This is a genomic window from Mycolicibacter arupensis (assembly GCF_002086515.1).
GTDB classification, from domain to species: Bacteria; Actinomycetota; Actinomycetes; order Mycobacteriales; family Mycobacteriaceae; genus Mycobacterium; species Mycobacterium arupense.
Genome location: NZ_MVHH01000025.1, coordinates 1 through 15296, shown reverse-complemented (window position 1 = coordinate 15296; position 15296 = coordinate 1). Strand labels below are relative to the sequence as shown.

Sequence of the window (15296 nt, the reverse complement as noted above, 5' to 3'; positions counted from 1 at the left end):
ATATTCAGCAAAGACTTATGCGGTCCGTCACGTTTGCTGGACTCTCAACGAGCCATGGCCCACTAAACGGCCACAGACCATTACGGCCACCCCGTCGCCGGGGTGGCCGTAATGGTCTGTGCGCCTACTAGCTCTAGCAGGTCCACCAACAAAAGTGCGCTGGGCGCGGTCTCTTCGACCTCGCCCAGCGCACCTGTCGCCGGATGGGGATTACTGCTGCTGGCAGAGGTTGTCCAGAACGTCGATCTGACCGCGCAGCTGGTCGCGCAGCGGCTGCTGGACCTCGTCCTCGGGCGAGTGCCCGGCCAGGTAGTTGATGCTCAGCGCCTCGAGGGTGTCGGCCATGTCGCCGACAGCCTGGGCCACGTCGGCCGGGGTGGCCGGGTTGGACTCCAGGGCCTGGTGCAGGTACGCGCCACCGGCGAACAGCGACAGCCGCGCGTTGGTGCCCACCGCCAGGTCACCGGCGAGGTCGCCCGGGACCGGGTTCTGCAGGTTGGTGTTGAACTGGGTGCCCTGACGCACGACACTCTGCGCGTTGCAGATGTTGCCCTTGGCCTGAGTCCGCTGGTCGTCGTTGAACTTCTGGCTCGTCGACGGGTGGAACCAGCCGAGGATAGCCAGGACGATACCGATCACGGCCAGCGCCAGAGCGGCGATCGTGGGCACCGACAACGCCGACGCTGAAGTGGAAGATTGCGGAAAACCCGCGGTCTTGGGCTTGGCAGAGGATGATTCGCTTGCAGAGGTCTCAGGCATTGCGCGATCGTAACGGGACAGCTCCGTTTAGTCACGCTGAATCGAGATGCGGCGCGTTGACGGTACCCTCATGTGCGATGTTGAGCACCGAGTTGCAGACCACACCCCGCCGCCTCACCGGTTGGGGCCGCACCGCGCCGAGCGTGGCGCAGGTCTTGTCGACCCCGGACGTCGACGTCATCGCCAAGGCGGTGGCCCGATCGGCCGAGTCGGGAGGCCGCGGCGTGATCGCCCGCGGGTTGGGCCGTTCCTATGGGGACAACGCCCAGAACGGCGGCGGCCTGGTGATCGACATGACCGCGCTGAACCGGATCCACTCGATCTCCGCCGACCGCGGCCTCGTCGACGTCGACGGCGGCGTGAGCCTGGACCAGCTGATGAAGGCGGCGCTGCCGTTCGGACTGTGGGTGCCGGTCCTGCCCGGTACCCGCCAGGTCACCATCGGGGGTGCGATCGCGTGCGACATCCACGGCAAGAACCACCACAGCGAGGGCAGCTTCGGCAACCACGTGCGCTCCATGGAGCTGCTGATCGCCGACGGGACCGTGCGGCACCTGACGCCGGATGGCGATGACGCCGCCTTGTTCTGGGCCACCATCGGCGGCAATGGGCTGACCGGGATCATCCTGCGCGCCACTATCGCCATGACCCCGACCGAGACGGCGTACTTCATCAACGACGGCGACAACACCGCCACCCTGGACGAGACCATCGCCTTTCACAGCGACGGCAGCGAAGCCAACTACACCTATTCCAGTGCGTGGTTCGACGCGATCAGCCCGGCGCCGAAGCTGGGCCGGGCCACCATCACCCGCGGGCGGCTGGCCCTGCGCGACGAGCTGCCCCCAAAGCTCGCCCGCAACCCGCTGAAATTCGACGCACCGCAGTTGATGACGGTGCCTGACGTCTTCCCCAACGGGTTGATGAACAAGCTGAGCCTGAGCGCCATCGGCGAGCTGTACTACCGCCGCGGCGGCCACTACCGGGGCAAGGTGCAGAACCTGACGCAGTTCTATCACCCGCTGGACCTGCTCGGTGAGTGGAACCGCGGCTACGGCCCGGCCGGCTTCGCGCAGTACCAGTTCCTGGTGCCCACCGAGGCCGTCGAAGAGTTCAAGAGCATCATCATCGACATCCAGGCCAGTGGGCACTACTCGGCGCTCAACGTGTTCAAGCTGTTCGGACCCGCCAACCAGGCGCCCCTGAGTTTCCCGATGCCCGGCTGGAACGTGTGCCTGGACTTCCCGATGAAGCCCGGCGTCAACGAGCTACTGAACTCCCTCGACCGCCGGGTGCTGGAGTTCGGCGGCCGGCTCTACACGGCCAAGGACTCCCGCACCACCGCGGAGAACTTCCACGCCATGTACCCGCGGATCGACGAGTGGATCGCGATACGCCGCCAGGTGGATCCCGAGGGGATCTTCGCCTCAGATATGGCCCGACGTTTGGAGCTTATGTAGATGGTGTTCGACGCAACCGGAAACCCCCAGTCCATTCTGCTGCTGGGTGGTACCTCCGAGATCGGCCTGGCGATCTGTGCGCGCTACCTGCGCCACGCCTCGGCGAGTGTGGTGCTGGCGTGCCTGCCCGGTGATCCCGGCCGGGACGGCGCCGTGGCTGCGATGGAGGCGGCCGGCGCCAAGTCGGTGCGGATCGTCGACTTCGACGCCCTGGACACCGCGAGCCACCCGGCGATGATCGATGCCGCATTCAGTGCCGGCGATATAGACGTGGCGATCGTGGCCTTCGGTATGGACGCCGACGCCGAAGAACTCTGGCACAACCAGGCCAAGGCCGTGCAGGTCGCCGGGATCAACTACACGGCGGCGGTGTCGGTGGGTGTGCTGCTCGCCAACAAGATGGGCGCGCAGGGCTTCGGGCAGATCATCGCGATGAGTTCGGTCGCCGGTGAGCGGGTGCGCCGGACCAACTTCGTCTACGGCTCCACCAAGGCCGGGCTCGACGGCTTCTACCTTGGTCTGGGCGAGGCGCTTCGCGACGACGGGGTACGGGTGCTGGTGATCCGGCCCGGGCAGGTGCGCACCCGGTTCTCCGCGCACGTCAAGGAAGCTCCGCTGACCGTCGACAAGGAGGACGTGGCCGAGCTGGCGGTCACCGCGGCCGCCAAGGGTAAGGAGATCGTCTGGGCGCCCGGGGCATTCCGCTACGTCATGATGGTGCTGCGGCACGTCCCGCGAGTGATCTTCCGCCGGTTGCCCATCTAGCCGATGAGCCGCGCCAGCCTCGTGCGTCACACACGTCACGTGGAGGAAGGCTGCGGTGAGTTGCCCGCCTCTGAGCGACAACGATTGTCGCTCCAAGGCGGGCAATCGGCATATATCTGTTTCCGAGTGACAGTTGGGACTGGTGGTGGCCGTGCGTAATGCGCTGAACACGGTGGCCCAGATGATGCTGGCCTGCGTCATCGCCGTTCTCGTCGCGGTGGTCGCGCTGGTGGCCATCGCGCGGGTGCAGTGGCCGGCATATCCCTCGTCGAACCAGCTGCACGCGCTGACCACCGTCGGGCAGGTCGGCTGCCTGGCCGGCCTGGCCGCCGCGGCATGGTCCTGGCGGCGGGGTCGCCGCGGCATGGCCTGGCTGGCGGCCGTCGTGTTCACCAGTGCGTTCGCGGTGGTGACACTGGCGATGCCATTGGGGGCCACCAAGCTCTACCTGTTCGGCATCTCGGTGGATCAGCAGTTCCGCACCGAATACCTGACCCGCCTGACCGACAGTCCACGGCTAGCCGACATGACGTATCTGGGGCTGCCACCGTATTACCCCCCGGGGTGGTTCTGGCTGGGTGGGCGGGCCGCGGCCTGGACCGGCACACCGGCCTGGGAGATGTACAAGCCGTGGGCGATCACCTCGATGGCGATAGCCGCCGCGGTGGCGTTGGTGTTGTGGAACCGGATGATCCGCTTCGAGCTGGCCCTGCTGGTCACCATCACCGGAACCGCCGTGACGCTGGCCTACAGCTCCCCGGAGCCGTACGCGGCCATCATCACCATGCTGCTGCCCCCGGTGCTGATCCTGGCCTGGTCGGGCCTGCGGGCCGCCGGTGACGGCTCCCGCCCCACCGGCGGTTGGGGAGCCATCGTCGGAGCCGGGCTGTTCCTGGGCTTCGCCGCCACCTTCTACACCCTGCTGGTGGCCTACGGCGCGTTCACGGTGACGTTGATGGCCGTGGCGCTGGCGACATCACGGGCCGTCACACGCGCCGGCATCACCGCCGTGCTGAGCCCGCTGATCCGGTTGGCGGTGATCGGCGCTATCGCCGTGGCCCTGGCATCGATCACCTGGACGCCCTATCTGTTAGCCGCACTGCGCCGCCCCGCGAGTGAGAGCCGCAGTGCCTTCCACTATCTGCCCGGCGACGGCGCCGAGCTGAGTTTCCCCATGCTGCAGTTCACCCTGCTGGGCGCGTTATGCCTGTTGGGCACCCTGTGGCTGGTAGTCCGGGCACCCAAGTCGACCCGCGCGGGCGCCCTGGCGCTCGGTGTCGTCGGCGTCTACCTGTGGTCACTGTTGTCCATGGTGTCCACGCTGGCCCGCACCACGCTGCTGAGTTTCCGGCTGCAGCCGACGTTGACGGTGCTGCTGGCGACGGCCGGCGTGTTCGGCTTCGTCGAAGGTGCGCGGGCGCTCGGTCGCGCGGCGCAGGGCTGGCACACCGTGGTGTATCCCGCGGCGACCGCGGTGGGTCTGGCCGGGGCATTGGCATTCAGCCAGGACATCCCCGAGGTGCTGCGACCCGACATCACCGTCGCCTACACCGACACCGATGGCCACGGCGAACGCGGCGACCGCCGACCGCCCGGCGCGGTGAAGTACTACGAGGCGGTTGATGCCGCAATCCTTGCGGCCACCGGCAGGCCGCGCAACGAGACCGTGGTGCTCACCGCCGACTACAGCTTCCTCTCCTACTACCCCTACTGGGGCTTCCAGGGCCTCACCCCGCACTACGCCAACCCACTGGCGCAGTTCTCCGCCCGCGCGGCGGCGATCGGGGCCTGGTCCGCCCTTGAGACGTCCGAGCAGTTCACCCAGGCGCTCGACGACCTGGCGTGGCCGGCTCCGACCGTCTTCCTGATGCGGCCCGGCGCCGGTGACAGCTACACGTTGCGGCTGGCCAAGGACGTCTACCCGAACCATCCCAACGTGCGCCGCTACACCGTGGAGCTCGACGCGGCGCTGTTCGCGGGGCCGCAGTTCCGTGTCCAGAAGATCGGGCCGTTCGTGCTGGCCGTCCGCACCTGACAGGCGCTGCGGACCGCCCCGATAACATCTCTGCGTGACCGATACGCGCGCCGACTACCGGATCGCTCGGACCGTCGCTGTCGTCGCCGGCGTTCTGGGCACACTGCTGGCAATCCTGACCCCGTTGTTGCCGGTCAAACAGACCACCGCCGAGCTCAACTGGCCGCAGAACGGCGTCATGGCCAGCGTGCAGGCCCCGCTGATCGGCTACGTCGCCACCGACCTGGACATCAGCGTGCCGTGCCAGGCCGCGGCCGGGCTCACCCCGGCCAAGTCGGTTCTGCTGTCCACCGTGCCCAAGCAGGCCCCCAAGGCTGTCGACCGCGGCCTGCTCATCGAACTCGTCAACGACGACCTGGTCCTGGTCGTGCGCAATGTGCCGGTGGTGGTGGCGCCGCTGGCCCAGGTGCTCGGTCCGGACTGCCAGAAACTGACCTTCACCGCCCACGCCGACCGGGTCACCGCCGAGTTCGTCGGCCTGACCTACGGGCCCAACGCCGAGAAGCCCGGCTCACCGCTGACCGGGACCCGCAGTGGCTACGACTTCCGGCCGCAGATCGTCGGCGTCTACACCGACCTGGCCGGACCGGCGCCGGCCGGCCTGGACTTCAGCGCCACCATCGACACCCGATTCTCCAGCGCGCCCACCCCTCTCAAGCTGGCGGCGATGATCCTCGGGGTGGTGCTGACGATCGCCGCGCTGATCGCCCTGCACATCCTGGACACCGCCGACGGCACCCGGCACCGGCGCTTCCTGCCGGCCCGCTGGTGGTCGATGAAACCGCTGGACGCCCTGGTCACCCTGGTCTTGGTGTGGTGGCACTTCGTGGGCGCAAACACCTCCGACGACGGCTACATCCTCACGATGGCCCGGATTTCCGAGCACGCCGGATACATGGCCAACTTCTACCGTTGGTTCGGCACCCCGGAGGCGCCGTTCGGCTGGTACTACGACCTGCTCGCAGTGTGGTCGCAGGTGTCCACCACCAGCATCTGGATGCGGCTGCCCACCCTGGGCATGGCACTGGCCAGCTGGTGGCTGATCAGCCGCGAGGTGATCCCCCGCCTGGGCAACGCCGTCAAACACAGCCGCGCCGCGGCCTGGACCGCGGCGGGCATGTTCCTGGCGTTCTGGCTGCCACTGAACAACGGTCTGCGTCCCGAGCCGATCATCGCGCTGGGCATCCTGGCGACCTGGTGCTCGGTGGAGCGGGCCGTGGCCACCAGCCGCCTGCTGCCGTTGGCGATCGCCTGCATCATCGGCGCGATGACGCTGTTCTCCGGGCCCACCGGGATCGCCTCGATCGGTGCCCTGCTGGTGGCGATCGGGCCGCTGCGCACCATCTTGCACCGGCGCTCTAAGCAGTTCGGGCTGGCTCCATTGCTGGCTCCGATCGCCGCGGCCGTCAGCATCACCGCGATCGTGATCTTCCGCGACCAGACCCTGGCCGGTGAGATCGAGGCCAGCACGCTGAAGTCCGCGGTCGGGCCCAGCCTGGCCTGGTTCGAAGAGCACGTCCGCTACGAGCGGCTTTTCCTGGCCACCCCCGACGGCTCGGTGGCCCGGCGTTTCCCGGTGCTGGCCCTCGGCGTCGCCCTGGCGGTGTCGGTGGCGATGGCCCTGCGCAAGGGCCGTATTCCCGGCACCGCCGCCGGACCCAGCCGGCGCATCATCGGGATCACGATCATCTCCTTCATCGCGATGATGTTCACTCCGACCAAGTGGACGCACCACTTCGGCGTGTTCGCCGGACTGGCCGGCTCGCTGGGCGCCCTGGCCGCCGTCGCGGTGAGCGCCGCGGCGATGCATTCCCGGCGCAACCGGGCACTGTTCACCGCGGTGGTGCTGTTCATCACCGCGCTGTCGTTCGCCAGTGTCAACGGCTGGTGGTACGTCTCCAACTTCGGGGTGCCGTGGTCGAACGCGTTCCCCAAGTGGCACCTGGCGTTCGCCACCATCGGTGTCGCTTTGACCGTGGCCGCGGCACTGGCGGCGGCGTGGTTCCACTTCACCGGGGGCCCCGACCGGCCGCCGCGGTGGGCGGCGCTGTCGGGCTACCCGCTGGCGATCGCGTCCTGGGTGCTGATCGTCTTCGAGGTGGTGTCGCTGACCGCCGCGATGGTGGGCCAGTACCCCGCATGGACGGTGGGGCGGTCCAACCTGGGGGCGCTTCCTGTTGTGGGCAACGGCAGCACCTGCGGGCTGGCCGACGACGTGCTGGTGGAGCAGGACCCCACCTCCGGAATCCTCACCCCGATCGACACGCCGGTCGATGAAGCCCTCGGTGCGACGTTCTCGGTCGGGTTCACCCCCAACGGGATCCCCGCCGATGTCTCGGCCGATCAGGTGATCGGGCCGCCCGGCTTGGGCCGGCTGGCCGATGACGACGCACAGACCGCCGGCGGCGAGGCGGGCACCGAGGGTGGCACCACCGCCGCCGAGGGTGTGAACGGCTCCCGTGCCCGGCTGCCCTACACGCTGGACCCGGCCCGAGTGCCGGTGCTGGGCAGCTGGCGTCCCGGCATTCAGGTGCCCGCGCTGTTGCGCTCGGCCTGGTATCGGCTGCCCGCCGACCGGGCCAACGCCGGGCCCCTGCTGGTGGTGACGGCAGCGGGTCGCTTCGATCGCGGCGAGGTCATCGCACAGTGGGCCACCGAGTCCGGCGCCGCGAACGACAAGCCCGGCGGTACGGTCGAGTTCGGTGATATCGGCGCGGTCCCGGCCTGGCGCAATCTTCGAGCACCCCTGTCGGCGATCCCGGCCGAGGCGACCCGCATCCGGCTGGTGGTCCGCGATGACGACCTGGCGCCGCAGCACTGGATCGCGGTGACACCGCCACGTGTCCCGCAGCTGCGGACCCTGCAGGAGGTGGTGGGCTCGTCCGACCCGGTGCTGCTGGACTGGCTGGTCGGCCTGGCATTCCCCTGCCAACGCCCGTTCGGCCACCAGAACGGGGTGACCGAGGTGCCCAAGTGGCGGATCCTGCCGGATCGGTTCGGCGCGGAGGCCAACTCCCCGGTGATGGACAACAACGGCGGAGGTCCGTTGGGCATCACCGAGTTGCTGGTGCGTGCGACAACGGTGCCCAGTTATCTGAACCACGACTGGTTCCGGGACTGGGGTGCCCTGCAGCGGCTGACGCCGTATTACCCCGCGGCCACACCGGCGCAGCTGGAACTGGGCACCGCCGTACGTTCCGGATTGTGGAGTCCGGCGCCACTGCGGCACTGATCCACGCTCACTCCTCCGACACGCGCCTGGCTCGCCCCACCCGTCACCGGATCCGGGGCATGTGAGAGTTGCCCGCCTCTGAGCGACAACGTCCCGTCTGTCGGACCGTGGTGTCAGGGTCGCCGCATGACGAACCGGAAGCCGCTGCGTGGCATCGAACTCCGCTATGTACTGACCCACTACCTGCAGCATCACGGAATCTGCAGTATCGGCGAGCTGGCCGCGGAGCTGGACTCCCGCGGTTTCACGGTGCGGGGGCGCCCGTCGAAGGCGATCTCGGATGCCCTGCGCTGGGAAGGCGAACACGGCCGGGTGTTCCGGCGAGGCCGGGGCCGCTACGGGCCGGCGCACCTGCTGCCGCGCAGCACCGAGTACCGGATTCACCAACGAGTGATGGCACTGCGCGCCGAGGCCGAGGGCTTTGCGCCCAGCGATTCCCAGCCCCCGTCCCCAACCTGACATAATGCCTGCTGTCGCTCAGAGGCGGGCAACGACCACATATGTCCCGGTCTCGGGACGGGCGGGACGGCTTCCCCGCGTGACCGATCGGGTCGCCTAACATCAGGGCTCGTGTCCTCCACCTACGACCAGCCCAGGCAGCGTCATCGATTCGCACGGCTGATCGCGGTGGTGGCCGGCGTCACCGGCGTGCTGCTGTGCGGCATCACCCCGCTGCTCCCGGTCAACCAGACCACCGCCACCATCGCCTGGCCACAGGGCGTCGACGCTGATGGCCACGTCGCCGACGTCACCGCGCCCCTGGTCTCCGGAGCGCCCCAAAGCCTGGACATCACCATCCCCTGCTCGGCGATGGCCACCCTGGGAGAAAAGGGCGGCCTGGTGCTGTCCACGGTGCCGGCCGGTGGCGTCGACGCCACGGCGCACGGCCTGTTCGTGCGGGCCAACAAGACCACCGTGTTCGCGGCCTACCGCGACCAGGTGGCCGCGGCCGCGCCGCGCAGCAAGCTCGCCGACTGCAGCGAATTGCACCTGTGGGCCGGGGCCGGTGGGGTCGGCGCAGATTTCGTCGGTATCCCCGGCGCCGCCGGCACGTTGCCTCCGGAGAACAAGCCGCAGATCGGCGGCGTCTTCACCGAGCTGCAGGTCGGCCCGCAGCCGGGACTGAACGCTCGTATCGACATCGACACCCGCTTCATCAGCGGGCCAACCCCACTCAAGACCGCCGTGATGGCGCTCGGCGTGCTGGCGGTGCTGGCATCGATCGTGGCTCTGGCGGTCCTCGACGGGCCGCGGCGCCGGCGCTCCAGATCCACAGTTCACCCGGTGACCCGACTCGCCGACGTGGGCGTCCTCGGCACTCTGGCGTTGTGGCACGTCATCGGCGCCATCTCCAGCGATGACGGCTACAACCTGACGATGGCGCGCAATGTCGGGCACGCCGGTTATGTGGCCAACTATTACCGATTCTTCGGCGCCAGCGAGGCCCCGTTCGACTGGTATCCGGCGCTGCTGGGCCAGTTGAGCACCATCAGCACTGCCGGGGTGTGGATGCGCCTGCCCGCCACGCTGGCCGGCATGGCCTGCTGGTTGATCATCAGCCGCCGAATCCTGCCTCGCCTGGGCCGGCTGTCGGGCAACCGGGTGGCGGTGTTCACCGCTGCGGCCATGTTCGCCGCGGCCTGGCTTCCGTTCAACAACGGGCTGCGGCCCGAGCCGCTGATCGCGCTGGGCACCCTGGTGGTCTGGGTGCTGGTGGAGCGCACCATCGCCACCCGCCGGCTGGTTCCCACCGCCCTGGCGATCCTGGTAGCGGTCTTCACCGTCACGCTGGCCCCGCACGGCCTGATCGCGCTGGCCCCGCTGCTGACCGGCTCGCGGGCCATCGAGACCGTGATCCGCCGACGGCGGGCCGTCGATGGGCTGGCCGCGCCGCTGGCGGTGCTGGCTGCGGCCGCGTCGGTTCTCGCCGTCGTGGTGTGCCGGTCACAGAGCCTGGCCGCGGTCGCCGAATCGGCTCGGATCAAGTACGTGGTCGGTCCGACCATCGCCTGGTATCAGGAGTTCCTGCGGTACTACTTCTTGACCGTCGAAGAGAACGTCGACGCCTCGCTGACCCGCCGGTTCGCCGTGTTGGTGCTGTTGTTCTGCATGTTCGCCATGCTGGTCGTGCTGCTGCGCCGCGGACGCATCAGCGGTGTGGCCAGCGGCCCGGCCTGGCGCCTGATCGGCACCTGCGCGGTGGGCCTGCTGCTGTTGACGTTCACCCCGACCAAGTGGGCGGTACAGTTCGGCGGTTTCGCCGGGTTGGCCGGGGCGCTGGGAGCGCTCACCGCCTTCACTTTTGCCCGCGTCGGGCTGCACAGCCGACGCAACATGACCCTGTATGTCACCGCGCTGCTGTTCCTGGTGGCCGTCTCGACCTCGGGGGTCAACGGCTGGTTCTATGTCGGCGGCTACGGAGTGCCGTGGTTCGACATTCCGCCGGTGATCGCCAGCAAGCCGGTGACGTCGATGTTCCTGGCGGCCTCGATCGCCACCGGCCTACTGGCCGGCTGGCAGCACTTCCGGTTGGACTACAGCGGGCACACCCAGGTGACACCGAACCGGCGCAACCGGATCCTGGCCTCTACCCCCCTGTTGATCGTCGCGAGCCTGATGGTGCTGCTGATGGTCGGCTCGATGGCCAAGGCGGCCGCGGGACGCTACCCGGCCTACACCACTGCCAAAGCCAACGCCGAGGCCGTGTTGTCGGGGGTTCGGGGCTCCGCCAGCTGCTCCATGGCCGACGACGTCTTGGCTGAACCCGACACCAATGCCGGTCTGCTGCAGCCGATCCCGGGCCAGAAGTACACCGAGCTGGGCCCGCTCGGCGGTGCCGACCCGTACGGTTTCGACCCGAACTCCGTCGACGAGGACCTGACCTCGCTGGCCGTGATCGCCAAGCCCGGCGTGCCTAACGCCGATGCCTCGCCCAACAAGCCGAGCGCCAACCAGAGTGACGCCGCGGGCACCGCCGGCGGCAAGATCCCCGACGACGCCCCCGACGGGGTCAACGGTTCGCGGGTGGCACTGCCGTTCGGGCTGGACCCGGCCCTTACCCCGGTGCTCGGCTCGTACAAAGAGCAGGTGGCCGCGCACGCCACGTCGGTCTGGTACCGGCTGCCGGAGCAGTCGAAGGACCGTGCACCGATCGTGGTGGTATCCGCCGCCGGCGCCATCTGGTCGCACGGCGAGGACGGCAAACTGGACTACGGGCAGCCGCTGAAACTGGAGTGGGGCACCAGCAATCCCGACGGGACGTTCACGGCGCTCGGCGAGGTGGAGCCGATCGACATCGGGCCGCAGAATTCCTGGCGCAACCTGCGCTTCCCGCTGGCATGGGCGCCGCCGGGCACCAACGCGGTACGCATCGTGGCCAACGACCCCAACCTGTCCACCGAGCAGTGGATCGCCTTCACCCCGCCGCGGGTACCGGTGGTCAAGACGATCAGCGAGTTGATGGGCTCACAGACCCCGGTGTTGATGGACATCGCTGTCGCGGCCAACTTCCCGTGCCAGCGACCCTTCGCCGAGCACCTGGGCGTCGCCGAACTGCCCGAGTACCGGATCATGCCCGACCACAAACAGACCGCGGCGTCGTCGAACCTGTGGCAGTCCGCCGAAGACGGTGGCCCGTTCATGATCACTCAGGCCATGCTGTGGACCACCACCGTTCCGACCTACCTGCGCAACGACTGGTATCGCGATTGGGGCGCGGTCGAGGCGTATCACCGATTGATCCCCGCCGCGGAGGCACCTGACGCCGTGATCGAGCAGGGCACCGTCACTGTTGCCGGCTGGAGCCGGCCCGGACCGATTCGAGCACTGCCATGACGCGCGACCTGAAAGTGACTCGCTGGGTGGCGGTCATCGCCGGCCTGGTGGGCTTCCTGCTGTCGGTGGCCACGCCGCTGCTGCCGGTGGTGCAGACCACCGCCACGCTGAACTGGCCGCAGCACGGCGAGCTGAGCAGCGTGACGGCACCGCTGATCTCGCAGACCCCGATCTCCATGACGGTGAAGGCGCCGTGTGCGCTGGTGCGCCAGTTGCCCGCCGAGGGCGGCACGCTGGTGTCAACGGCTCCGGCCAAGGGCAAGGATGCCGCGCTCAACGGGCTGTTCATCACCGTCACCGAGAAGCGGGTGGACGTCACCGACCGCAACGTGGTGCTGGCCACCGCCCCCCGCGCCAAGGTGGAGGGCCCCGACTGCACCGACATCGAGGTCACGTCGTCGCACGACGGGACGTTCGCCACCATCGGCGGGATCACGCAGCGCTACGGCTGGCCCGACCCGAACCTGCGCCCGCAGATCGTCGGCGTGTTCACCGATCTGGCCGGTCCCGCACCGGCCGGTCTGGCATTGACCGCCGACATCGACACCCGGTTCTCCACCAAGCCGACGGCGCTCAAGCGGGCCGCGATCTTTGCGGCCATTCTGGCCACGGTGATCGCGGTACTGGCGCTGTGGCGTCTGGACCGGCTCGACGGCCACCGGATGCACCGGCTGATCCCGAGCCGCTGGCGGTTCTTCTCCCTCGCCGATGTGGTGGTGGTGTTCGGATTCGTGCTCTGGTACGTGATCGGTGCGAACTCCTCCGACGACGGCTACGTCCTCGGGATGGCGCGTGTCGCCGACCATGCCGGCTACATGAGCAACTATTTCCGCTGGTTCGGCAGCCCGGAAGATCCGTTCGGCTGGTACTACAACCTGCTGGCATTGATGACGCACGTCTCCGACGCCAGCATCTGGATCCGGCTCCCGGATCTGGTCGCCGGGCTGGTCTGCTGGCTGCTGCTGAGCCGCGAGGTACTGCCCCGGTTCGGTCCGGCGGTGGCGGCCAGCAAGCCCGCACTGTGGGCCGCAGGCCTGGTGCTGCTGGCGGCATGGATGCCGTTCAACAACGGCCTGCGCCCCGAAGGGATCATCGCGGTCGGCGCGCTGATCACCTGGGTGCTGGTGGAACGGGCGATCATCTCAAGCCGCCTCACACCGGCGGCGTTGGCGATCATCTGCGCGGCTTTCACCCTGGGCATTCAACCCACCGGCCTGATCGCGGTGGCCGCACTGCTGGCCGGTGGCCGGCCACTGCTGCGGATCCTGGTGCGTCGCCACCAGATTCACGGCACGTGGCCGCTGGTGGCCCCGCTGCTGGCCGCCGGCGCGGTGATCCTGACCGTGGTCTTCTCCGACCAGACCATCCGTACCGTGCTGGAAGCCACCCGGGTGCGCACCGCGATCGGCCCCAGCCAGGCCTGGTACACCGAGAACCTGCGCTACTACTACCTGATTCTGCCGACTGTCGACGGCTCATTGTCGCGGCGGTTCGGTTTCCTGATCTGCGCGCTGTGCCTGTTCACCGCGATGTTCATCATGTTGCGCCGCAAGCGCGTTGCCGGTGTCGCCAGCGGCCCGGTGTGGCGGCTGATGGGCGTCATCTTGGCGACCATGTTCTCGCTGATGTTCGCGCCCACCAAGTGGGTGCATCACTTCGGGCTGTTCGCCGCGGTGGCCGGAGCCATGGCGGCACTGACCACGGTCCTGGTCTCGCGACAAGTGGTGCGCTGGTCGAGAAACCGCATGGCGTTCGCCGCGGCGGTGCTGTTCATCCTGGCGTTGTGTTTCGCCACCACCAACGGCTGGTGGTACGTCTCCAGCTACGGGGTTCCGTTCAACGCCGACATGCCGCGGATCGGTGGGATCACCGTCAGCACAATTCTGTTCGCCATGTTCGCCGTCACTGCCGGATGGGCGGCCTGGCTGCACTTCGCACCGCGCGACCGCGGTGAGGGCCGGCTGGCCCGCGCCCTGACCGCCGCACCCATCCCGGTGGCGGCCGGCTTCATGGTCTGCGTATTTGTGGCCTCGATGGTGGCCGGGATCGTTCGCGAGTACCCGACGTACTCCAATGGCCTGGCCAACGTGCGGGCGTTCGTCGGTGGCTGCGGGCTGGCCGACAACGTGCTGGTGGAACCGGACCCCAACGACGGTGCCCTGACGCCGCTGCCGGGCGAATACGGCGACCTGGGACCCCTGGGCGGTGTGGACCCGGTCGGTTTCACCGCCAGCGGCGTGCCGGAGAAGGTGGTGGCCGAGTCGCTGCGGATGCCGATCACCCAGCCCGGTACCGACTACGACTGGGATGCACCGAAGAAATTGCCGGCGGCTGGCATCAACGGCTCGAGGGTCCCGCTGCCCTACGGGCTGGACCCGGCCCGGATTCCGTTGGCGGGCAGCTACAGCACCGACGGCCAACAGGAGAGTCGACTGACGTCGGCCTGGTACACACTGCCGCCCGCCGATGCCGGCCACCCACTGGTGGCGGTGACCGCGGCCGGCACGATCGCCGGCAACAGCGTCCTGAAGGGTTACACCACCGGCCAGGATGTGCAGCTCGAGTACGGTGTGCCCGGGCCCGACGGCGTCCCGGTGGCCGCGGGCCGGCTGGTGCCGTACGACCTGTTCGGCGAGTGGCCGCGGATGTGGCGCAACCTGCGCTACCCGCGGGCGCAGATTCCCGAGCAGGCCACTGCGGTTCGCATTGTCGCCGTGGACAAGTCGTTGAACCCGCGCGACTGGATCGCGTTCACTCCGCCGCGACTGCCAGAGGTGAAGACCATCCAGGAGTACATCGGTTCCGACAAGCCGGTGCTGCTGGACTGGGCGGTGGGCCTGGCGTTCCCGTGCCAGCACCCGATGCTGCACGCGAACGGGGTCACCGAGGTGCCGCAGTATCGGATCACCCCGGACTACAACGCCAAGAAGCAGGACACCGACACCTGGCAGGACGGGGTCAACGGCGGATTGCTGGGTATCTCGGACATGCTGCTGCGGGCGCACGTGATGGCCACGTACCTGAACTACGACTGGGGCCGCGACTGGGGTTCGCTGCGTCAGTTCGACGTGATCACGCCCGCGACGCCCGCGGAGTTGGACCTGGGCACCGCCACCCGATCCGGCTGGTGGTCACCGGGCCAGATCCGGATCAAGGCCTAACTGAGGCCTCCCCGCCCCCGGGGCGGGGAGGCCTCAGTTAGGCCTTGATC

General features: G+C 68.6%; 8 protein-coding genes. 7 read left to right on the top strand and 1 reads right to left on the bottom strand.

Annotated features, from left to right (window positions below; translation table 11 throughout):
• Nucleotides 1–210: 210 nt before the first annotated feature.
• Nucleotides 211–759 (bottom strand): hypothetical protein, encoded by a 549-nt coding sequence (locus tag BST15_RS12805; protein ID WP_234708253.1) that lies wholly within the window; start codon nucleotides 757–759, stop codon nucleotides 211–213.
• Between the two features lie 77 nt (nucleotides 760–836).
• Here BST15_RS12805 and BST15_RS12800 point away from each other — a divergent pair, with 77 nt between their 5' ends.
• The 7 genes from BST15_RS12800 (at nucleotide 837) to BST15_RS12770 (ending at nucleotide 15246) form a co-directional block, all read left to right on the top strand.
• On the top strand, nucleotides 837–2219 hold the full coding sequence (locus BST15_RS12800; RefSeq protein WP_046191494.1) for a decaprenylphosphoryl-beta-D-ribose oxidase: 1383 nt from the start codon (nucleotides 837–839) through the stop codon (nucleotides 2217–2219).
• Entirely contained in the window at nucleotides 2220–2984 is a 765-nt protein-coding gene (locus BST15_RS12795) for a decaprenylphospho-beta-D-erythro-pentofuranosid-2-ulose 2-reductase (RefSeq protein WP_046191493.1), read from the top strand. It begins immediately after the preceding gene.
• A gap of 181 nt (nucleotides 2985–3165) precedes the next feature.
• Nucleotides 3166–5019: a galactan 5-O-arabinofuranosyltransferase gene (locus tag BST15_RS12790; protein ID WP_109370764.1), complete on the top strand. Its 1854-nt coding sequence runs from the start codon at nucleotides 3166–3168 to the stop codon at nucleotides 5017–5019.
• Between the two features lie 34 nt (nucleotides 5020–5053).
• A complete protein-coding gene (locus tag BST15_RS12785) occupies nucleotides 5054–8251 on the top strand; it encodes an arabinosyltransferase domain-containing protein (RefSeq protein ID WP_046189980.1) in 3198 nt (1065 codons plus the stop codon).
• A 126-nt stretch (nucleotides 8252–8377) separates the two neighbouring features.
• The gene (locus BST15_RS12780; RefSeq protein WP_046189979.1) at nucleotides 8378–8710 is read left to right on the top strand and encodes a hypothetical protein; all 333 of its coding nucleotides are present in this window, start codon (nucleotides 8378–8380) and stop codon (nucleotides 8708–8710) included.
• A gap of 111 nt (nucleotides 8711–8821) precedes the next feature.
• The gene (locus tag BST15_RS12775) at nucleotides 8822–12085 is read left to right on the top strand and encodes an arabinosyltransferase domain-containing protein (RefSeq protein WP_046189978.1); all 3264 of its coding nucleotides are present in this window, start codon (nucleotides 8822–8824) and stop codon (nucleotides 12083–12085) included.
• Complete coding sequence (locus tag BST15_RS12770) at nucleotides 12082–15246, top strand: arabinosyltransferase domain-containing protein (RefSeq protein ID WP_046189977.1); 3165 nt, start codon at nucleotides 12082–12084, stop codon at nucleotides 15244–15246. Before BST15_RS12775 ends, BST15_RS12770 begins: the two co-directional genes overlap by 4 nt.
• Nucleotides 15247–15296: the final 50 nt, after the last annotated feature.